Annotated in this window: 12 protein-coding genes and 1 pseudogene; 9 read left to right on the top strand and 4 right to left on the bottom strand. The window is 71.2% G+C overall.

The features are described from left to right. Position 1 precedes the first annotated feature (1 nt). Together GA0070623_RS07475 and GA0070623_RS07470 are read left to right on the top strand one after the other, a co-directional pair. Complete coding sequence (locus GA0070623_RS07475) at positions 2-1,417, top strand: glycosyltransferase (protein ID WP_067310564.1); 1,416 nt, start codon at positions 2-4, stop codon at positions 1,415-1,417. 16 nt (positions 1,418-1,433) lie between these two features. Further along, on the top strand, positions 1,434-2,462 hold the full coding sequence (locus GA0070623_RS07470; protein WP_067310567.1) for a GDP-mannose 4,6-dehydratase: 1,029 nt from the start codon (positions 1,434-1,436) through the stop codon (positions 2,460-2,462). Positions 2,463-2,521: 59 nt separating this feature from the next. Here GA0070623_RS07470 and GA0070623_RS07465 read toward each other — a convergent pair whose 3' ends face one another. Both GA0070623_RS07465 and GA0070623_RS07460 read right to left on the bottom strand, forming a co-directional pair. Beyond that, entirely contained in the window at positions 2,522-4,102 is a 1,581-nt protein-coding gene (locus tag GA0070623_RS07465) for an MFS transporter (RefSeq protein WP_231932706.1), read from the bottom strand. 62 nt (positions 4,103-4,164) lie between these two features. Further along, the gene (locus tag GA0070623_RS07460; protein WP_197700061.1) at positions 4,165-6,516 is read right to left on the bottom strand and encodes a HelD family protein; all 2,352 of its coding nucleotides are present in this window, start codon (positions 6,514-6,516) and stop codon (positions 4,165-4,167) included. Between the two features lie 335 nt (positions 6,517-6,851). Here GA0070623_RS07460 and GA0070623_RS07455 point away from each other — a divergent pair, with 335 nt between their 5' ends. From GA0070623_RS07455 to GA0070623_RS07445, 3 genes and pseudogenes are all read left to right on the top strand, one after another. Further along, a complete protein-coding gene (locus GA0070623_RS07455) occupies positions 6,852-8,036 on the top strand; it encodes a 3-hydroxyacyl-CoA dehydrogenase family protein (RefSeq protein ID WP_089003958.1) in 1,185 nt (394 codons plus the stop codon). Next, positions 8,033-9,361, top strand: a pseudogene (gene ccrA, locus GA0070623_RS07450) (crotonyl-CoA carboxylase/reductase); the annotation flags it as partial. The gene GA0070623_RS07455 and the pseudogene ccrA, both read left to right, overlap by 4 nt. A gap of 121 nt (positions 9,362-9,482) precedes the next feature. Further along, complete coding sequence (locus GA0070623_RS07445; RefSeq protein ID WP_067312999.1) at positions 9,483-10,913, top strand: acyl-CoA carboxylase subunit beta; 1,431 nt, start codon at positions 9,483-9,485, stop codon at positions 10,911-10,913. A gap of 13 nt (positions 10,914-10,926) precedes the next feature. Here GA0070623_RS07445 and GA0070623_RS07440 read toward each other — a convergent pair whose 3' ends face one another. Next, positions 10,927-12,102 (bottom strand): cytochrome P450, encoded by a 1,176-nt coding sequence (locus GA0070623_RS07440; protein WP_067313001.1) that lies wholly within the window; start codon positions 12,100-12,102, stop codon positions 10,927-10,929. Positions 12,103-12,656: 554 nt separating this feature from the next. Here GA0070623_RS07440 and GA0070623_RS07435 point away from each other — a divergent pair. The 4 genes from GA0070623_RS07435 (at position 12,657) to GA0070623_RS07420 (ending at position 19,641) form a co-directional block, all read left to right on the top strand. Beyond that, entirely contained in the window at positions 12,657-13,970 is a 1,314-nt protein-coding gene (locus tag GA0070623_RS07435) for a methyltransferase domain-containing protein (protein ID WP_157517607.1), read from the top strand. 66 nt (positions 13,971-14,036) lie between these two features. Next, positions 14,037-16,787, top strand: coding sequence for a helix-turn-helix transcriptional regulator (locus tag GA0070623_RS07430; protein ID WP_172898377.1), 2,751 nt, complete (start codon positions 14,037-14,039; stop codon positions 16,785-16,787). Positions 16,788-16,918: 131 nt separating this feature from the next. Further along, the gene (locus tag GA0070623_RS07425; protein ID WP_197700060.1) at positions 16,919-18,394 is read left to right on the top strand and encodes an NAD(P)/FAD-dependent oxidoreductase; all 1,476 of its coding nucleotides are present in this window, start codon (positions 16,919-16,921) and stop codon (positions 18,392-18,394) included. A gap of 107 nt (positions 18,395-18,501) precedes the next feature. Then, positions 18,502-19,641 (top strand): acyltransferase family protein, encoded by a 1,140-nt coding sequence (locus GA0070623_RS07420; RefSeq protein WP_067313008.1) that lies wholly within the window; start codon positions 18,502-18,504, stop codon positions 19,639-19,641. Positions 19,642-19,713: 72 nt separating this feature from the next. Here GA0070623_RS07420 and GA0070623_RS07415 read toward each other — a convergent pair whose 3' ends face one another. Next, on the bottom strand, positions 19,714-20,805 hold the full coding sequence (locus GA0070623_RS07415; protein WP_231932705.1) for a cytochrome P450: 1,092 nt from the start codon (positions 20,803-20,805) through the stop codon (positions 19,714-19,716). Between the last annotated feature and the right edge of the window lie 406 nt (positions 20,806-21,211).

The raw sequence follows: 21,211 nt of genomic DNA, 5'->3' as shown, positions 1-21,211 counted from the left end.
CGTGGGCGACGACGGTACCCGGGGCCGGCTGCTCTTCACCAGCCTGCCCAGCGCGGGACTGATCAATCCGCTGCTGGCGATCGCCCAGGAGCTGGTGCGGCGCGACGTGGACCTCTGGTTCGCCTGCACCGACGAACGGGCGTCGGAGATCCGCCGGGTCGGCGCGGCGGGCGGCGGGACCGTGCGGTTCGTCTCGCTCGGCCGCTACCGCCCCCACCTCTGGCCGGCCAACTGGGACCAGGAGACCCTGCGGGCGATGACCACCGGCCGGCGGGTACGCGACTTCGCGGCGTTCATGGACACGAACGTCGACCACGGGTACACCGAGGAGCTGTACCGCAGGACGCTGGCCGCCATCGACGAGGTCCGGCCCGACCTGATCGTGGCCGACTCGTGCACCGGCTGGGCGGTCGACGCCGCGATGAAGCGGAACGTCCCGTACGTCCTGACGATCGCCGTGCCGGTCAGCAGCTTCTACGTGGACACCCTGCCGTGGAGCTACCCGACGCCGGGATCGGGTCTGCCGGCCCGGATGTCGCCCCGGCAGCGGGCCGAGAACGTGCTCTTCCGGCTGGGCACCCGGGCGGTCCTGGCCAGTCCCCGGCGGCTGCGCCCCTCGCTGGCCGCGCTGCGACGCCGCCGGGCCGAGGGACTGCCGAACGCGGCGGGCCTCCCGTCGCACTACGCCCGCGCCGCCGCCGACGTGCTCGGCTGCTCGGTGTTCGGGCTGGAGTACCCGTTCCCGGCCGCGTCGCCGAACCTGCACATGGTGGGCGCGGTGCTGCCCGGCGAGACCGGGCAGGTCACCGCGGATCCGTCGCTGGACGCCTGGCTGGACGCCCACCCGTCGATCGTCTACATCGGGTTCGGGACCTTCATGCGCCCCTCGGCGGGTCAGGTGGCCGCGCTGGTCGAGGCGGCCCGCCGGCTCGGTCCCCGGCACCACGTGCTGTGGAAACTCGACGAGACCCGGCAGCGGATGCTGCCCGCCGACCTGCCGCCGAACCTGCGGGTCGAGGCGTGGCTGCCGTCCCAGCTGGCCGTCCTGGCCCATCCGCACGTGCGGGTGTTCTTCAACCACGGCGGCGGCAACGCGTTCCACGAGGGGCTGGTGCACGGCAAGCCGTTGCTGGTCATGCCGTTCTGGATGGACTGCAACGACTTCGCGGCCCGCGCGGCCGACAGCGGCGCCGGGCTCGTGGTGCGCAACGTCGACACGCCGGACATCGACGACATCGTTCACAAGATCACCGAGCTGGTGACGGATCCGGCGTACCGGCGACGTGCCGAGCACTGGGCGGGCGAGCTGCGCGCCGCGGGCGGCAGCGTGGCCGCGGCGGACCTCATCCAGCGCCGGCTGGGCCTGCTCGGCACGGCGGCCGACGCCGCACCCGCAGACCGAACCCCACCGAGCTGACCCCGCAGGAGGAACCGTGTCGCGCCGAGCATTGATCACCGGCATCACCGGCCAGGACGGGTCGTACCTGGCCGAGCATCTGCTGGAGCAGGGGTACGAGGTCTGGGGCCTGGTCCGGGGCCAGGCGAATCCGCGCCGGTCACGGGTCAGCCGCCTGGTGCACGACCTGCGTTTCGTCGAGGGTGACCTGCTCGACCAGAGCAGCCTGATCGCCGCCATCGACCGGGTCCAGCCCGACGAGGTCTACAACCTGGGCGCGATCTCGTACGTCCCGCTCTCCTGGCAGCAGGCGGAGCTGACCGGTGAGGTCACCGGCCTCGGTGTGCTGCGCATGCTGGAGGCGCTGCGGGTGGTCTCGGGCGTCGGCTCGTCGGGCACGCCGTCCCGGCAGGTCCGCTTCTACCAGGCGTCGTCGTCGGAGATGTTCGGCGAGGTCGCCGAGACCCCCCAGTCCGAGAGCACCGTCTTCCACCCGCGCAGCCCGTACGGCGTCGCCAAGGCGTACGGGCACTTCATCACCCGTAACTACCGGGAGTCGTTCGGGATGTACGCCGTCTCGGGCATCCTGTTCAACCACGAGTCGCCGCGCCGGGGCCTGGAGTTCGTCACCCGGAAGATCTCGCACACGGTTGCCAAGATCAAGCTCGGCCTGGCCGGCGAACTGAAGCTCGGCAACCTCGACGCCCGGCGGGACTGGGGCTTCGCCGGTGACTACGTGAGCGCCATGCACCTGATGCTCCAGCAGGACGAGCCGCGCGACTACGTGGTCGGCACCGGCGTCGTGCACTCGGTGCGCGACGCGGTCCGGATCGCCTTCGGCGCGGTCGGCCTGGACTGGTCGCGGTACGTGGTGGTCGACGAGGAGTTCGTCCGCCCGGCGGAGGTCGAGACGCTCTGCGCCGACCCCACCCGGGCCCGGGAGGAGCTCGGCTGGCAGCCGAGGCTGAAGTTCGAGGAGCTGATGACGATGATGGTCGAGGCGGACCTGGCCCACCTCACCCACGCCCAGAAGTACGACGAGTACTCCGCGCACGTCGACTGGTGACGGCGCCCGCACGGTGACGGCCGGCCCGGGAGGGACCGGCCGTCACCGTGCACCGTGCGTCAGCCCGCCGACGGCCGGCTCTGCTCGCCGGTCCGGGCGGGCTGTGGCCCCCCGGGGACCGGCCCGTGCCCGCCGGGTCCGTGCCCGCCCGCCCGCTGCGGTCCCGGTGGCATGCCGAAGTGCGACGCCAGCGGACGGTTCTTGAGCAGCGCCACCGTCAGCACGATGAGCACGGCGACCGGCACGGTGAGGGCGAAGATGTCGCCGGTCGCGACCGCGTACGCCTCGGCGATGACGGCGCGGACCGGCTCCGGCAGGGAGCCCAGGTCCGGAAGGGTTCCGCCGACGTCCCCGTCACCGGTGCCGACGCCCTGCGGCGGCCGGGACTCGATCACCGACCGGACCCGGTGGGCGAACACGGCGCCGAGGACGGTGACCCCGACCGAACCGCCCAGGCTCCGGAAGAACGACAGCGTCGACGTCGCCACCCCGAGCTGCCTCATGTCCACCGAGCTCTGCGCGACCAGGACCAGGTTCTGCATCAGGCTTCCGACGCCGAGCCCGAGCAGGGTGATGGCCGCCGCGAACCACCCGAGGCCGGAGTTCTCGTCGACCATGGCGAGCATGACCGCGCCGACGCCGGTCAGCCCGCCACCGGTCACCAGGACCGCCTTCCACCGGCCGGTGGCGGTGATGAGGCGTCCCGCCACCGTGGACGCGACCACGACGCCCAACGCCAGCGGAAGGCTCAACAGGCCCGTCTGGCCGGGCGACAGGCCCTGCGCCAGTTGCAGGTACGGCGGGACGAAGACGGACCCGCCGAACAGCACGACCCCGACGAGCAGGCTGGCGAGGGTGGTGAGGACGATCGTCCGGTTGCGGAACAGGCTCAGCGGCAGGATGGGCTCGGGGCTGCGCGCCTCGACCCAGACGGTCAGCCCCAGGGCCACCACGCCGACGGTCACCAGCACGACGGTCCACCCCGAGCGCCAGGCGAACACGTCGCCGGCGAGCGAACACCAGATGAGCAGGGCGCTGGCGGCGACGACGATGAGCGCCGCGCCCAGGTAGTCGACGTGCACCTCCCGACGCCTCGCGGGCAGGTGGAAGGTCCGCTGCAGGACGATCATGGACAGCAGCGCGAAGGGCGCGCCGAAGAAGAAGCACAGCCGCCAGCCGGGGCCGGGCACCTCGGCCAGCGCCCCGCCCAGCGGCGGGCCGACGATCGTCCCGACGGCGAAGACGGCACCGAACAGTCCCATGTACTTGCCGCGTTCGCGGGGCGGGACGATCACCGCCATCACGACCGGCACCATCGCGGTGAGCCCGCCGGCCCCGATGCCCTGCGCGACCCGGCTCACGATGAGCACCCCGATCGACCCGGCGGCCCCCGCGACGAGCGACCCGACCAGGAAGAGGCCGAGGGAGGCCTGCAACAGCCACTTCTTGTGGTAGAGGTCGGCGAACTTGCCCCATAGCGGGACCGAGACGGTCATGGCGAGCAGCTCTGCCGTGACGATCCAGGTGTACGCCGACTGCGAGCCGCCGAGCTGGGTCACGATGCTCGGCAACGCCACCGTGACCACGGTCGGTGCCAGGACCGCGACGAACATCCCGAGCAGCAGCCCGTTGACGGTCATCGTGACGCTCCTGGCCGGGGCGGGCTGCTGTCCCGGTGCCGTGGGTGATTCCGGCATGGTGCTCATCGCGCTCCTTCGTCCGCTCGGTCGTGCGCTGCCTCGACGGTGAGGTCCGTGGTGTCGCGTTCGCCCAGCTGCCGCAGCACGGCCGGCAGGTCGCCGCGGTGCAGCACGCCGAGCCGCTTGGTGGTGCGGGTCAGGGCGACGTAGAGATCGCTCAGGCCGCGTCGGGACTCGCTGACGATGCCGGTGGGGTCGACCACCAGCACCGAGTCGAACTCGAGTCCCTTGGCCTGCCGGACGTCGAGCACCACGACGCCCGCGCCGAGCGAGACGCCGTCGCCGACGACCACCTCTGCCGTCGTCGCGTCCCGGATGGCGTCACCGAGCGGGTGGACCAGCTCGGTCGGCGTGATCACGGCAACCTGCCCGCCGCCGACCGCCGCGTACTCCGCGCGGACCGCCTCGGGCACGGCCCGCGCGTAGCTCTCGACCTGCCCGTGCCACGGGGTGATGCCGGAGGTACGGGCCGAGCGGGGCGGCTTGAGCTCGGGGCTGATCGCGGCCAGCACATCGGCGGCGACGGCCATGACCTCGGCCGGCGTCCGGTAGTTGACGGTCAGCTCGGTCAGCCGCCACCGGTCCGCGACGTACGGCGCGAAGACGTCGCCCCACGTGGTGGTCCCGCTGGGGTCGCTGGTCTGCGCGACGTCGCCGACCACGGTCATCGAGCGGCTCGGGCTGCGGCGCATGAGCAGCCGCCACACCATCGGGGACAGTTCCTGCGCCTCGTCCACCACGATGTGCCCGAACGCCCAGGTGCGGTCGGTGGCGGCCCGCTCGGAGACCGACAGGTAGCCGTCGTCGTCGTGCCGGTCGGCGAGCGTCGACGCGTCGATCAGGGCGGTGGCCTGGAGGACCTCCTCGTCGATCTCGTCCTCCTCGTAGTTGAGGATCTGCAGCACACCCTGGGCGTACTCCAGGTCGGCCCGCCACTGCGCGGCCTCCCGCGCCCGCTCGGCACGGTCGTCCCAGCCGAGCAGCTCCGCGGCCTCGTCGAGCAGCGGTACGTCGCCCGGCGTCCACGGCGCCGACGGGTCACGCCGCAGCAGCTCCCGCTCGGCCGGAGCGAGATCCGGGGTGGCCGCCTCGATCCGCTCCGGCGAGGCGTAGAGGTCGGCCAGGAGCTGCTCCGGCGTGAGGATCGGCCACAGCTCGTGCAGGGCCCGGTGCACCTCCGGTGACCTGCTCAGGTCGAACCGGATCTGTTTGATGTCCTCGTCGACCAGCAGGTGGCGGCCGATGAGCGAGGCGACCTGGTTGGTCAGCGCCTCGATGATCTCGCGGACGAAGTACGGCCGGGCCTCGTTGTGCGGGCGCAGCGTGTCGCGGGCCAGCCGTTTCGCGTTCGCGGTGAGCTTGTGGGTGAGCCGGAGCCGGTCGCCCTCGAAGAGCACCTCCTTGACCGGGGGGGTCTCCTGGCGGTCGTAGACGGCGTTCGCCATGACCTGCACCATCGAGATGCGACCCTTGATCTCGGCGACCTCGTCCGGCTCGCTGCCGGTGGCGACCACGCCCGGGTAGAGGTCGCCGACCATGCAGAGCAACGCGCCGGTCTCGCCCAGCGACGGCAGGACCTGGCTGATGTAGCGCAGGAACGTCGCGTTGGGGCCGAGGATCAGCGCCCCGCGCTTCTCCAGCCGTTCCCGGTGTGCATAGAGCAGGTACGCCACCCGGTGCAGCGCGACGGCCGTCTTGCCGGTTCCGGGGCCGCCCTGCACGACCAGCACGCCGTTGATGTCGGCCCGGATGATCTCGTCCTGTTCGGCCTGGATGGTGGCGACGATGTCCTGCATCCGGCCGGTGCGGTGGGCGGTGAGCGCGGCCATCAGCGCGGCCTCGTTGGTCAGCGAGGTGGTGCTGTCCGGCGGGGCGCTCTCGACGTCGAGGATCTCGTCGTCGAGGCCGGTGACCGTGCGGCCCTTCATCCGCAGTTGCCGGCGTCGGCGCACGCCCTCCCGGGTGATCGCGTTGGCCAGGTAGTACGGGCGGGCGGCGGGGGCCCGCCAGTCCATCAGCAGCGACGACTGGTCGTCCTCGTCGACCAGCCCGATGCGGCCGACGTAGCGGCGCTCGCCGTCGTCCATGTCCAGCCGGCCGAAGCACAGCCGTTCGTCGATGCCCTCCAGCTGCCGGATCCGCTCCCGGTACATGGTGGCGGAGGCGTCACGTTCGGCGCGGGCGGACGGGTTGCTCGCGTTGTCGAGCTTGGTCCGGGCCAGCCGCTGTGTGGCGACGTCACGCAGCTTGTCGACGTGGCGGTAGAGCATCGCCACGTAGCGGCGCTCGTCCTCTAGCGTGTCGTTGACGGAAGCGGCGAACGCCTCCGAGGGAACTGTTGACAACAGCGCCACCCCATGGTAGGATTTAAAGGACAGGACTTTTGTGCTTCGTCCACATGCTACCGCACTGTCCGGTGTCCTGTCTCGCCTGACGGCCGTCGCGCGCCGTGAAATCCCCACCCTCTGTTTCCGGTCGGCAATTCCGCACGTCTTTCCTGATGCGGAAGAATCCGCCGGGAAAGCGCGATGAATCCACCGCTCGGCCAGGGGTCCTATTCATGTTCCACCCCTAGGTCGTAACGAATCAGACCGCGCTTGTAGGGGTTACCGGCGCCCGCCGCCGCCTCTTAGAGTCCGCATTGATCCGGCAGTTCGGCCGCGCGGAACAACGCGATCAAGGGGTGGCGATGACGGTACAGGAGCATGGGATCGCTGCCGGGCACGTGTTGCTACTGCGATATCTCAACCGGGCCGCCATCCTGTGTGGACAGGATTATGTCACCGGTCCGGACATCGACACCGCGATGCGCCTCGGTTGTGGCCTGACCACCGGCCCGCTGACCCTGGTGGACGAGATCGGTCTCGACCGGGTACTGGAGCTGATGGCGGAGGCAGCCGTACCCCCGGCACCATTGCTGACCACCCGGGCGTGGCCGGAACGGCTCCACCGGGATCCCCGCCACCGGACCGGACCCGCCGCGCCGGAACCGGTGGCCGCCGGTGCGCCGTCCTCGGTCGGCATCGTCGGGTCGGGGACGATGGCCGCCGGAATCGCGCAGGCCCTCGTGGTCCACGGTCTTCGCACCACCCTCGTGGCCCGCCACGAGGAGCGGGCGGTGGCGGCCCGGCATCGCGTCTCGGCGGCGCTCGACAGGGCCGTCACCCGGGGCCGGGTGACCCCTGCGGCGGCCGCCGCGGCCGCCGGCCGGCTCCGGACCGGCGTCCTGCTCGACGACCTGGCCGACTGCGACCTCGTCGTCGAGGCGGTGGTGGAGGAGGAGGACGCCAAGCGTGCGGTCTTCGCCGCCCTCGACCGGGTCTGCCGGCCCGGCGCCGTCCTCGCGACCACCACCTCCAGCCTGTCGGTGGCCGACTGCGCCGCGGCGACCGGCCGCCCGGCCGACGTGGTGGGGATGCACTTCTTCAATCCGGCGTCGGCCATGCGGCTCGTCGAGGTCGGCCACACCCCGCACACCGCCGCACGCACCACCGCGGTGGCCCGCGCCCTCGCCCGTCACCTGGGCAAGGTGCCGGTATCCTGCCCGGACAGGTCCGGCTTCATCGTCAACTACCTGCTGTTCCCCTATCTGAACGATGCCGTCGGCATGGTGGAGCGCGGCCGGGCGGGCGTAGCGGAACTCGACCGGGAGATGGAGGAGGCCCACGGCTTTCCGATGGGTCCTTTCGCCCTGCTCGACACCATCGGCCTCGACGTCTCCGTCGCCATCCTGCGCCGCCTGCACCAGCAGTTCGGCGACCCGGCGACCCGGCCCCGGGCGATGCTCACCCGCCTCGTCGCCGAGGGCCGGCTCGGCCGCAAGACCGGGGCCGGCTTCCATGTCCAGCGCCCGAGCAGGGAGGCAGCGCGATGAACCGTGCCTTCGTGGAGACCCTGGAGTCGGCGGGCACCGACCGCGCCGCCGTCGAGGCGCTGCCCGTGCCGCCGGGCTACCGGGCGGCCGTGCTCCTGGAAGAGGAGCAGGAGAGGTACGCCGCGATGGCGGTGGCGGACCGGCAGCCCGGCAAGGCGCTGCACCTGCGCGAGGTGGCGACCCCCGAGCCCGGACCGGGCGAGGCCCTGGTCGCCGTCATGGCCAGCTCGATCAACTACAACACCGTGTGGAGCGCGCTGTCCGCCCCGGTGCCGACGTTCCGGTTCCTCAAGCGGTACGCCCGCACCGGTGGCCTCGCGGCCCGGCACGACCTGCCGTACCACGTGGTCGGCTCCGATCTCTCCGGAGTCGTGCTGCGGACCGGACCCGGGGTGCGGCTGTGGCATCCCGGCGACCGGGTGGTCGCGCACTGCCTCTCGGTCGAGCTGGAGGAGCCGGAGGGCCACGACGACACGATGCTCGACCCGCAGCAACGCATCTGGGGATACGAGACCAACTTCGGCGGTCTCGGCGAACTCGCCCTGGTCAAGGCCAACCAGCTGATGCCCAAGGCGGCGCACCTGACCTGGGAGGAGGCCGCCGCGCCCGGGCTGGTGAACTCCACCGCCTACCGGCAGCTGGTCTCCCCGCACGGCGCGGTCATGCGGCAGGGCGACAACGTGCTGATCTGGGGCGCGGCCGGCGGTCTGGGTTCGTACGCCACCCAGTACGTCCTCAACGGCGGCGGAACCCCCATCTGTGTCGTCTCGAACGCGCAGAAGGCCGAGATCTGCCGGGCGATGGGGGCCGCCGCGGTGATCGACCGCAGCGTCGAGCAGTACCGGTTCTGGGCCGACGACCAGACCCCGGATCCGCGCGAGTGGCGGCGGCTCGGCGAGCGGATCCGCGAGCTGACCGGCGGCGACGACCCGGACATCGTGTTCGAGCATCCCGGGCGGGAGACGTTCGGCGCGTCCGTCTACGTCGCGCGCCGTGGCGGCGTCATCGTGACCTGCGCCTCCACCTCCGGTTTCCGGCACGAGTTCGACAACCGGTACCTGTGGATGCACCTCAAGCGCATCGTCGGCTCCCACTTCGCCAACTACCGGGAGGCCTGGCTGGCGAACCGTCTGGTGACCCGGGGCCGGATCCATCCGACGCTGTCGGCGGTCTACCCCCTCGACCGGGTGGGGCAGGCGGTCGACGAGGTGCACGGCAACCAGCACCACGGCAAGGTCGGCGTGCTCTGTCTCGCCGACGAGGGAAGCGGCGTCTCGGACCCGGAGACGCGGGTCCGCCACGAGAACGCGATCAACCGGTTCCGGACCGCCGCCCCGGCCGCCGCCCCCGCCCCGGCCGCCGCCCCCGCCCCGGCCGCCGCCCCGGCCGCCGCCCCCGCCCCGGCCGCCGCCGCGGCCGCCGCCCCGCAGAGATGAGGCTCCGCAGATGACGACGGCCGAGCTGGGTGACGCGGTGGATCCGGGCACGGGCGATCCCCGTGCGCCGCTGACCCGGCTGGCGCGACTGGCCGACCCGGGTTCGCTGCGGCTCTTCGGTCCGCACGACGCGGTCAAGGCCGGGCACGCCCGGATCGGCGGCAGCCCGGTGGTGCTCTTCTGCACCGACGCGACCCGGGCCGGCGGCTCCCTCGGCGCCGAGGAGAGCAGGCAGATCGTGACCGCCATCGACCTCGCGGTACGGGACCGGCTCCCCGTGATCGGGCTCTGGCACTCCGGCGGAGCCCGGCTGACCGAGGGCATCCAGTCGATGGACGGCGTCGGGCGGATCTTCGCCGCGATCATCCGGGCCTCCGGGCGGGTTCCGCAGATCTCGGTCGTCCTGGGGCCGGCCGCCGGTGCCGCCGCGTACGGACCGGCGCTCACCGACGTGGTGGTGATGGCCGACGGCGGCCGGATGTTCGTGACCGGCCCCGACGTGGTCCGCTCGGTCACCGGTGAGCAGATCGACATGGAGGGGCTGGGTGGCGTCGAGGCCCACGGGCGCAAGTCCGGCGTCGTGCACGTGAGCGCCGGCTCGGAGACCGAGGCGTACGCCGCCACCCGGCACCTCGTCGGGGTGTTCAGCCGCCCCGGCTGGTTCGACCTGTCCTCGGTCACGGACGACGAGGGCCTGGTCGACGTCCTGCCGGCGTCGGCACGACGCGCCTACGACGTCCACCCGCTGATCGCGCGCCTGCTCGACGGGCCGGCTGACGGGGAACCCGCCTTCCTGGAGCTGCAACCGCGTTGGGCCCGCAACATCGTGGTGGGCTTCGGCCGGCTCGCCGGTCGGGCGATCGGCGTGGTGGCCAACAACCCGCTGCACCGCGGCGGCTGTCTCGACTCGCTCAGCGCGGAGAAGGCGGCCCGGTTCGTCCGTACCTGCGACGCGTTCGGCACCCCGCTGCTGGTGCTGGTCGACGTGCCGGGCTACCTGCCGGGCCTGAACCAGGAGTGGGGCGGGGTGATCCGCCGCGGCGCCAAGTTGCTGTACGCCTTCGGCGAAGCGGTGGTGCCCCGGGTGACCCTGGTGGTGCGCAAGTCGTACGGCGGTGCCTACATCGCGATGAACTCCCGGTCGCTCGGTGCCACCACCGTGCTGACCTGGCCGGACGCCGAGGTCGACGTGATGGGGCCGGAGGCTGCGGTGGGCATCCTGCACCGCCGTGCCCTGGCCGCCGCGCCGGAGGCCGACCGGGACCGCCTACGCCGGGAACTGGTCACCGAGCACCGCCGCATCTCCGGTGGCACCCGGCGCGGACTGGGGCTGGGGATGATCGACGAGGTGATCGACCCGGCCGCGAGCCGTCGGCGGATCGCCGAGGCGTTGGCCACCGCCACGGCGGGCCGGGGCAGCCACGGCAACATCCCCCTGTGACCGCGCGCCGGGATCACCACCGCACCGGCAGGGCGGTGAGGCCCCGGATGAACCTCCCCTCGCGCCACCCGAGTTGCGTCCCGGTCAGCCGCAGCGTGGGCAGTTCCCGCAGCAGGGCCGAGATCGCGGTGGTCAACTCGATGCGGGCCAGGGACGCGCCGAGGCAGACGTGCCGGCCGTGCCCGAACGCCAGGTGGGGGTTGGGGCTGCGGTCCAGGAGGATCTCGTCGGGCCGGTCGAACGCCCGGGGATCCCGGTTCGCCGCCGCGAACACCGGCACCACGACCTGGCCCGGCTCGACCGGCGCGTCGCCCAGCGTCGCCGGGGCGCCGGCGATGTGCGGCGCACCACCGGTGGAGAGCAGCGAGGTGTAGCGCAGCAGTTCCTCCACGGCGGTCGGGACGAGCTCCGGCTCGGCGCGCAGCCGCTCCCAGCGGTCCCGCTCGGACAGCAGCAGGTAGAGGCAGATGGCGAGCTGGTGGCTGGTGGTCTCGTACCCGGCCATCAGTAGGCCGTACCCGGCGTGGATGGCGTCCTCCCGGCTCATCGGCTCGCCGGAGCGGGTCGCCGCGATGAGGTCGGTGAGGACGTCCTGCGGCGGATCCTGCTGGGCGGCGCGTCGGTCGTAGAGTTCGGCGAAGTCGGCGAAGAGTTGACCGTGTGCCTGGCGGACCTGCTCGGGCGGGTACGCCGTGGCGGACATGACGATCTCCACGAGCGGGCCGAACGTCTCGTAGTTCGTGTAGGGGATGCCGAGCAGCAGGCAGATCACCCGGACCGCCAGGGGCTGGGCGAAGGCGTCGTGGAACTCGGCCCGGTCGCCGCCGGCGCGAAGGTCGTCGATCAGTTCGGCGACGATGGCTTCGATCTGCGGGATCAGCGTCTGTGCGCGCCGGGCGGTGAACGCCGTCGTGATGGTCCGGCGTCGGCGGGCCGGGTCGGGGGCGTCGGCGCTGTCGTGCTCGAGCGAGTCGGGGGAGCGGTTGGTGAGCCCGACCCGGGCGGCGCCGACCCGGTCGAAACGCGGATCCGTGACCACCCGGCGTACGTCTTCGTACGCGGTGAGCAGCAGCGCCGGAGCGCCGCCGTAGAGGGCTACGGGGCAGGGACGACGATCGGGGATCTCGTCGAACTGCGGTGCGGGGCCTGCGCCCCCGGACTCCGGGAACGGGAACCTGGCGTCTGGCATGGTGCCTCCGTGGTCGGCTGGCCCCGGCTACTCGGGCGCGCGAGGCCAGATCGAAGCTAGCGGCGGTAGCGACGGTCGTTAACCCCTAGATCTGCCGGGCAAGGGGTACCACAATCTGGTACGCAGTACCCGGTTCGGGCGTTTGCCCTGCATGCCGGGGCATCGCCGCCCTTCCCGCGCCAAATCTTGTTGCTCTGGGTGATGCCTGGCACACTGACAGCGAGTAAGTTGGTCTGAGCGACTGATCAGCGTCAATCAAGGAGGGGGATGTCAGGTCTGGCTGTACTGACGTCCGATCGGCCCGGTGTGGTAACCCATGGCCTGCGGTCAACGTTCTACTGTGAATGATAGACGTCAATGTAATATGCTGTGCGTCCAATGTGCGTCGGAGAGTTGAGCGATTCGTCCTCACCCCGTGTGAACTGGGAATCCATGGCCCCTATGGTCGCTGGGATCTAGGGGTTACCCCGCCGGGCCAGCGGTGATAGTCATTACCTCGGCATGCCCCGTGGTGACGATCGACCAAGGATGTGGTTGTCTTGATGGATAGCAGAATGGCTGCGATCGGCGATTTGACAAACGCGGCGGGCGTGGACGACGAAGCGACTCTCCGAATCGCGAACCGGTTGCAGCATCACTACGTCCTGGAGTTGCTGTACCAGGAGGTTCTGCTGGACGTCCTGCCATACGACGGCCGGGAGAAATTGGTCGTGCAACACGACCTCGAGATCGCCCGCCACGTGGTGGGCTACCTCGTCCGGGCCGAGCGGGACACGGTGACGGTCGAGCCGCTGCCCTGGAGCCAGGACCTTTCCCGGGCCGCCGCCGCCGACGCCGACGTACGCATCCACCAGGACCTCCCGGCCTTCGCGGGCATGCTGCGCGCGGTCTTCGGGCCCGCCGCCTGCGCCGACCCCGCGCAGGTGGCGGACATCCTCGCGGCCGGCGACCGGGGCACCGGCCTGCCGTGGGGCGAGCTGTTCGCCCAGCGGAGCCGGCACAACGCCGACCTGGCCGGTCTCGCCCTGCGTTTCGGGTCCGACAAATGGGGCGCCCGCTGGTACGCCCGCCAGTACCAGCGGTTCTTCGCCGCCTACCGCGACCGGCCGGTACGCATCCTCGAGATCGGCATCGGCGGTTTTCAGGAGGCCGACCGTGGCGGTGCCTCGCTGGAGATGTGGAAGCGCTATTTTCCGAGGGCGCTGGTCTTCGGGATCGATATCGAGGACAAGCGTTTCCTGGAGACGCAGCGGCTCCGCACGTTCCGGGGCAACCAGGCCGATCCCGAATTCCTGGCCACGGTGCTGGAGGAGACCGGCGAGCTGGACATCGTCATCGACGACGGCAGCCACTTCTGTTCCGACCAGATCAGGTCGTTCGAGTACCTCTTTCCGCGGCTCGCCGAGGACGGCCTCTATGTCATCGAGGACATGGAGACGTCGTACTGGCCCGGATTCGGCGGATCGAGCAGCGATTTCTCGAATCCCGCCACCGGTGTCGGCTATCTCAAGCAGATGGTCGACGGCCTGAACTACGAGGCGCTGGTGTCGGACACGACCTACCGGCGCAGGCCGACCGATCGCAGCGTGGTGGGGATCCACTTCTTCCACTCCATGGCGATCATCGAGAAGGGCGTCAACGAGGACGGCGGGCTCGGCGCGATGATCCCCGACGAGGTGAAGCGCCAGGGCCCCCGCTATCTCATGCCCGACTATCCGGTGCCGCCGGAGTTCGAGTCGGCCCCGGACGCGGCGGGCGTCTCCACCAACCCGTCGAAGAAGCCGGCGAACAGCGGCTCGAAGACCCCCACCGGCCCCCTGCCGGCCGCGGCGGACAAGCCGGGGGCAGACGCGACAAGCGGCAAATGACAGCCGCGGCCGCCGGTGCCGCCGGGCACCGGCGACCGCAGCGACATACGGGGAAGCGGGATGTCCATGGCGCTGACAGAGCGAACTAACGAACTCCTTGCCCTCGACGAGATGCTCTCGGCATGCCGGAGCGGGGTGGGCCAACTGGCTCTGATCAGTGGGCCGGTCGGGTGCGGAAAGACGGAGGTGCTGGACGCGTTCGCGGAACGGGCGCTGCGGGCCGGCGCGCTCCTCCTCAGCGCCACCGCGAAGCGGTCCGGGGCCGAGGTGCCGTTCGACGTCCTGGTGCAGCTGTTCGGGGCGGGCACCGCCCCCGGACGGCTCCGGGCACAGATGGACCGGCTCGTCGACGCGGTCCCGTCGACGAACCCGGCGGACGCCGCCGGCACGCAGGCGTTGCGCGTCCTCTACGCCGAACTGCTGACCTGGACCACCGACCGCCCCGTGGTGATCACGGTCGATGACGTCCAGTGCGCCGACCGGGAATCCCTGCGCGAACTGCTCGACCTCGCCTCGCGGTTGCGGCGGACCTCGGCGCTGCTCGTGTTCACCCAGTCCGACGACGAGAACGCGGCGACCGCGCTGGTCCAGGCCGAGCTGCTGCGCAACGACCACTGGCGGCGCATCGACCTCACCCTGTTGTCGGTCGAGGGGGTCACCGCCCTGGTACGTGCGCAGCCGGACCGGACCGCCCTGCCGCTGTCCGGAGCGGACATCCACCGGCTCAGCGGCGGCAATCCGCTGCTGGTACGCGCGCTGCTCGACGACCTGCGCGGGGCGGATCCGCGCCGTCCCGACATCGCGTTCGGCCAGGCCGTCGTGGCCTGTCTGCACCGCAGCTCGCCGCACTCCCTGGCCGTCGCGCGCGGCATCGCGATCCTGGGGCGGCCCACCGGCGTCGGGCTGCTCGCCGACCTGGTCGAACTCGGCCAGGAGCAGACCCGGACCGCGCTACGCCGGCTGGAACTGGCCGGGCTGGTGACCGGCGGGGACTTCCGCAACCCGGCCAGCGGGGCCGCCGTCCTGGCGGACCTGCGCCCCCAGGAGCGACGCAGGCTGCACGAACGCGCGGCCGAGCTGCTCTACGTGCAGGGCGCCTCGGCCTCGACGGTGGCCCGGCACCTGCTGGAGACGGACGGGACACGGCAACGGTGGACCCAGCGCCTGCTGCGTGAGGCCGCGGAGGTCGCCATCGCCTCCGACGATCTCGACTTCGCCTGCGACTGTCTCGGCCTGGCGTTCGAGAGCAGCCCGGACGACCACGAGCGGGCCTCGGTGCTCGCCCGGTTGGCCGGGGTCGTGTGGCGGCGCAACCCGGTCGCCGCCGTCCGCCACGTGTCCCTGCTGATCGAGCCGTCCCGCCGCGGCCTGCTCTCCGACCGGCAGGTCAGCGCGGTGGCGAGGTCGCTGGTCTGGCACGGCATGACCGGGGAGGCGATGGAGGTCATCGATGCGACGGGCCGTGCCGGCGGGGCCGGTGGCGATCGGCGCGACGCCGAACTCGGCATGATCCGGCGGTGGCTGCGGTCCTGGCACCCGCCGCTGTCCAGGATGGTGCCCGAGGTGCCGCGGCGACCGGGGACACCCGACGGTGCGGAGGTGGCCGACGAGCACCTGCTCGGCGCGGCGCTGCTGTCGGAGGTGCTGACCCGTGGTGCCGTGGACGTCGTGCGCCGCGCCGAGGACATCCTGCGCGGCTGCGGCACCGAGGTCGACGAGGCCACCCTGGAACCGGCCGAGGCGGCGCTGCTGGCCCTGCTCTATTCCGATCACGCGGACCGGGCGCTCACCTGGTGTGATCCGCTGCTCGCGGCGGCGGCGGAACGCTACGCACCGACGTGGAGCGCCCGGCTCGAAGCCGTCCGCGGGGAGATCGCGCTGTACCAGGGGGACCTGCCCAACGCCGCACGGTACGCCCGCGCCGCCCTCGACCGGATCGCCCCGCGCGGCTGGGGCGTGGCGGTGGGGGCGCCGCTGGCCACGTTCATCCAGGCGACCACGATGATGGGGGACCTCGACGCGGCCGGCGCCTACGCCAAGGCCCCGGTGCCGCAGGAGATGTTCAAGACCCGGTTCGGCCTGCGCTACCTCTACGCGCGCGGGCTCTACCTCTCCGCGTGCGAGCGCTGGCACGCCGCGATGAGCGACCTGCTGACCTGCGGGGAGCTGGCGGCGGAGTGGGAGATGGACGTGCCGGCCTTCGTTCCCTGGCGGGGCGCCGCCGCCCGGCTGTACCTCAAGCTGGGGGACCGCGAGCGGGCACAGAAGCTGGCCGGTGCCCAGTTGAGGGGCGCCCGGCAGGGGCTGACCCGGACGGCCGGCATCTCGCTGCGGGCCATGGCCGCCTGTAGCGGCACCCACGGACGCCTGCAGCTGCTGCGCGAGGCCGTCGAGGTGCTGCACGCCTGCGGCGACCGCTTCGAGCTGGCGAGCGCGCTGGCCGACCTGCACCAGGTGCACCAGGCGATGGGGGAGCGGCAGCGGGCGAACGCGGCGTTCCAGCAGGCGCTGCGGCTGGCGACCGAGTGTCGGGCCGAGCCGCTGCGCCGGAGCCTGTTGCACCAGTCCTCCGACGAGCACGTCGAGTCGATGGTGACGAAGCAGCCCAACGGCGGGCTGGTGAAGCTGAGCCGGGCCGAGCGCCGGGTCACCGCGCTTGCGGCCACCGGGCACACCAACCGGGAGATCGCGCAGAAGCTCTACATCACCGTGAGCACCGTCGAGCAGCACCTCACCAAGGCGTACCGGAAGCTCAAGGTGACGAACCGGGCGGACCTTGCGGCGGCGTGCATGCCCACCATGGCGGATTCGGCCTGACCGCCGACCGGCAGTGCACCGGGGTCTGGGGCACGTAGGGGTTGGGCATCGAATTGTGCCTGAATAGGGTCAATGATGCATGACCGGGATCGATGTCCCGGCCGCAGATCCCCGAGAGAATGGCGGATGCGATGCCGAAGGTGATTGTCATCGGTGGTGGCCCCGGCGGTTCGACCGCCGCCGGGCTTCTCGCAAGGGGCGGCGCAGAGGTCAAGCTGCTCGAACGCGCGGAATTCCCGCGCTATCACATCGGGGAGTCCATCACGACCTCCTGTCGCGCGATCATCGATTACGTCGGGGCACTGGACAAGGTGAACGCGTGTGGTTTCACCTCCAAGACCGGCGTGCTGATGCGGTGGGGCCGGGAGCAGGACTGGATCATCGACTGGACCGCGCAGTTCGGGTCGGACACCCGCTCCTGGCAGGTCGACCGCGAGATCTTCGACAAGGTGCTGCTGGACAACGCGGCCGACAGCGGTGCGGAGGTCGTGCAGCAGGCCCACGTCAAGCGCGTCCTGTTCGACGGTGACCGAGCCGTCGGTGTCGAGTGGCAGGCGGCCGACGGCGAGCTGCGGGTCGAGACGGCCGATTACGTCGTCGACGCCTCCGGCCGCGCCGGACTCATCTCGGCCCAGCACTACCACAACCGGCGGCCGCACGAGATCTTCCGCAACGTCGCCATCTGGGGATACTGGGAGAATGCCGAACTGCTGCCCGGAAGCCCGGACGGGGGAATCAACGTCATCTCCTCCCCGGACGGCTGGTACTGGCTCATCCCGCTGCGCAACAACCGTTTCAGCGTCGGGTTCGTGACGCACAAGACGAATTTCGTGGAAAGGCGTCGGGAGTTCGACACGCAGGAGGCGATGCTCGCGGCGATGATCGACGAGTCGGACACGATGAAGCGGGTGCTCGCCCAGGCGACCCAGCTCCCCGACGTGCGGGTGGAACAGGATTTCTCGTACGCCGCGGACAAGTTCTGCGGTGACGGCTACTACCTGGTCGGCGACTCGGCGTGCTTCCTCGACCCGCTGCTGTCCACCGGGGTCCACCTCGCGATGTACAGCGGCATGCTGGCGGCGGCGTCGATCCTCTCGCTCGACCGGGGTGAGGTGAACGAGCCGGAGGCGCAGGCGTTCTTCGAGTCGTTGTACCGCAACGCCTACCACCGTCTCTTCACCCTGGTCATCAGCTTCTACCAGCAGCACGCCGGCAAGGACCGGTACTTCGCGCTGGCCGACACGCTGAGCCGGGCCGCGCAGGGTGACGGTGCCCAGAGCGCCGACCTGGCCTTCGGCGAGATCATCGCCGGCCTCACCGACCTGCGGGAGGCGGCCGACCAGGCGGGGAAGGCGGCGGCGCCGATCACGGAGACCATCGACGCGGCGGCGACCGGGGGCGCCAAGCCGGTGCAGGAGCTGCTCGGGGCCGCCGAGCAGGCCCGGCGGCGGGCCGAGGAGGCCGCGCCGAACCAGCGCCTGACCATGGCGCCGATGTACATCGACGCCAACGACCTGTACGACGCGGCCAGCGGCCTCTACCTGGTGACCGAGCCGCGGCTGGGCATCAGCCGGGTGAGTTCGGAGGCGACCGTCCCGGCCGGCTGAGCCGGAGGCGCTCCCGTGGGTGCGCCCGCCCGCCACGGCTGGTGGGCCACCCGGTCACGGCCGTCAGCGTGGCGCCGCCGACGCCACCGTTCCTCCGAGGAGTACGCATGACCTCAGCCGTCCGGCTCCCCGACCGGCTGCCCTCGTTGACCGGTCTCCGCTTCTTCGGGGCGGTGGCCGTCATCCTCTTCCACGCGATCGCCGTGCCGCCGATCACCGTCTTCGCCGACGAGCGGGCCGCCGGCATCCTGACCTTCCTGGTCAGCAAGATCGGCTTCGTCGCGCTCACGTTCTTCTTCATCCTCAGCGGCTTCGTGCTCACCTGGTCTACCCGGGACGACGACACGCCGCGCGCGTTCTACCGCCGCCGCTTCTTCCGGATCTTCCCCAACCACGTCGTCACCTGGGCCGCGTGCCTGATCCTCCTCGGTGGTGCGCCGGCCTGGGTCGCGCTGCTCAACCTGCTGCTCCTGCAGTCCTGGGTGCCCAGGCTGGAGGTGGCGTCGAGCGTCAACATCGTCACCTGGTCGCTGTCCTGCGAGGTCTTCTTCTACGCCCTCTTCCCGTTCCTGCTGCGCGGCGTGCGACGCATCCCGCGCGGGAAACTGTGGTACTGGGCGCTGGGAGCCCTCCTGGCGACGATCGCGGTGCCCTTCCTCGCGGTCCTGACGATGCCCGAACAGCCCACCATCCCGGTGGTCGGCGTGCCGACGTACGAGTTCTGGTTCTCCTACAACTTCCCGGTCGCGCGCCTGGGCGAGTTCGTCCTGGGCATGGTGCTGGCCCGGACGGTGCGGGAGCGGATGTGGGTCGGGCCGCCGCTGTGGGGGGCGCTGGCGATCCTGGGCGTGACCTACCTCGGCATGCTGCCCGTGCCGATACCGTACGGCGTGGTCGCCGTCGAGGTCGTCCCGGCCGCGTTGCTGGTGCTCGCGGCGGCGAACACCGAGATCCGGGGCACGAACCGGTTCTTCGGCAGCCGGCTGTCCTTGTGGCTCGGCAACATCTCGTACGCGCTGTTCATGTCGCACGCCATCGTCCTGTACTGGGGACGGCCGTTCTTCCTCGGTGACCGGAAGTTCAGCACACCGGTCGCGCTCGGTCTGGTGGCGCTGGCCGTCGGGCTGAGCATCCTGCTCGCCTGGCTCCTCTACGTCACCGTCGAGCGGCCGATCGCCCGGCGCTGGAGCCAGCCCGCCCCGGCCCCCGGACGGACCGTGCCGGCGGTCTCCTCGCCCGGGACCTGAGCACCAACCCCGACGGACTGACGCGCATCCCGACGCCGGGACACGCGTCAACACCCGCCGGCCGGTCCGCGCTCAGTCCCACCGCACGGGCAGCCGGTGCACGCCGTAGATGGTCATGTCCGCGGCGACCTCGACCTCGTCGGCCGGCACCGCCAGGCGCAGCCGCGGAAAACGCGCGAAAAGCCGGGTGTACGCGATCCGCATCTCCATTCTCGCGAGCTGTGCCCCCAGACACTGGTGCGCCCCGTGGCCGAACGCGAGATGGCCGGCGGCATGGCGTCCGATGTCGAACGTGTCGGGTCCGGGGAATTTCGCCGGGTCGCGATTCGCCGCGCTCAACGAAAGCGTGACGCTCTCGCCTTCGCAGATGGTCACGCCGCCGAGGTCGACGTCCTCTAAAGCGGTCCGGACCGGTCCGATATGGATGATCGTGAGATAGCGCAGCAGCTCCTCGACGGCGGCGTCGGCCAGCGTTTCGTCCGCCATGAGAGCGGCCAACTGATCAGGCGCGGTCAACAGCGCGAACGTGCCCAGAGCCAGCATGTTGGCGGTGGTCTCGTAACCCGCCGAGAACAACAGGAACGCCATGCTCTTGAGTTCCTGAACCGTCAGTTCCGGCAGCGCCGCCAGGCTGCTCAGCAGATCGTCGGCCGGTCGCGCCCGCTTGTCCAGCACCAGTTCCTCGACGAAACCGTCGGCGCTGCGGTGCGCCGCGACGATGGCCTCCACCGACGAGGTCATGTTGAGCAGCGTGGCCACGTCGCGCTGGAACTGCTCCCGGGCCTCGTACGGCACGCCGAGCAGCTCGCAGATCACCTGCGAGGGGATGGGCAGCGCGAACACCCGCAGCAGGTCGGCGTGGGTGCCCGCGCCGGCCATCGCGGCCAGCTGGACGTCCACGATCTCCGTGATCCGCGGCTCCAGCTGCCGGAGCCTGCGCGCGGTGAACTGGCTCGTCAGCAGCCGGCGGTACCGGGTCTGCTCGGGCGGGTCCAACCGGATGAAGTTGCCCGGGTCGGCCGGCACGCGTGGCTCCGGAACCGGCAACGGAATCGGTGACCGCAGCAGTTCCTGCCGCGAGCTGAATCGGGCGTCGGCAAGGATCGACCGTGCCGCCCAGTGACTGGTGACCAGCCAGCCGACATGCCCGTCAGGAAACGTCATGGGTGCGATCGGACAATGCTGCCGCAGTTGTCCCAACGGTTCCGGTGGATCGAATGGTGAACTGCGCGCCGTTGGCAGCATGGGCGCTCCTGGTACTACCCCGGTCATTTTCCACTCCCCGGTACAGATGGCTGAAACATGGCGATACGAGCGTAGAGCCGAAGTGACGACCATCAGTGCTCCGGAGAATTCTTGCCTAGCCCTTAGGGGTTTTCTTAGGGGTGTCCGGCCGGTAGCCGCCGTGTGAGGCTCGATCTGCGTCGTGGTCATTTGAGAAGGAGCCGTGGTAGCGGATGTGTGCCAGCCCTGCAGAGCATTCCCTGCCGTGGATCCTGCCCGGAACCGGCTCACCCGCCCGGCGGGCGCGCATCGTCCGGGAGCATCTGCCGGCCGGGGACCACGCCCC

Origin of the sequence: Micromonospora rifamycinica (assembly GCF_900090265.1) — a bacterium.
In the GTDB taxonomy this organism is placed as follows: Bacteria; Actinomycetota; Actinomycetes; order Mycobacteriales; family Micromonosporaceae; genus Micromonospora; species Micromonospora rifamycinica.
This window is presented reverse-complemented; position numbering and strand designations above follow the sequence as displayed.

What these genes read in the sequence shown, in the direction of transcription:
- GA0070623_RS07435 (WP_157517607.1), top strand. Translation starts at nt 12,657, where the DNA reads ATGGCTGCGATCGGCGATTTGACAAACGCGGCGGGCGTGGACGACGAA.
- GA0070623_RS07415 (WP_231932705.1), bottom strand. Translation starts at nt 20,805, where the DNA reads ATGACGTTTCCTGACGGGCATGTCGGCTGGCTGGTCACCAGTCACTGG.
- GA0070623_RS07455 (WP_089003958.1), top strand. Translation starts at nt 6,852, where the DNA reads ATGACGGTACAGGAGCATGGGATCGCTGCCGGGCACGTGTTGCTACTG.
- GA0070623_RS07425 (WP_197700060.1), top strand. Translation starts at nt 16,919, where the DNA reads ATGCCGAAGGTGATTGTCATCGGTGGTGGCCCCGGCGGTTCGACCGCC.
- GA0070623_RS07465 (WP_231932706.1), bottom strand. Translation starts at nt 4,102, where the DNA reads ATGACCGTCAACGGGCTGCTGCTCGGGATGTTCGTCGCGGTCCTGGCA.
- GA0070623_RS07430 (WP_172898377.1), top strand. Translation starts at nt 14,037, where the DNA reads ATGGCGCTGACAGAGCGAACTAACGAACTCCTTGCCCTCGACGAGATG.
- GA0070623_RS07440 (WP_067313001.1), bottom strand. Translation starts at nt 12,102, where the DNA reads ATGCCAGACGCCAGGTTCCCGTTCCCGGAGTCCGGGGGCGCAGGCCCC.
- GA0070623_RS07420 (WP_067313008.1), top strand. Translation starts at nt 18,502, where the DNA reads ATGACCTCAGCCGTCCGGCTCCCCGACCGGCTGCCCTCGTTGACCGGT.
- GA0070623_RS07445 (WP_067312999.1), top strand. Translation starts at nt 9,483, where the DNA reads ATGACGACGGCCGAGCTGGGTGACGCGGTGGATCCGGGCACGGGCGAT.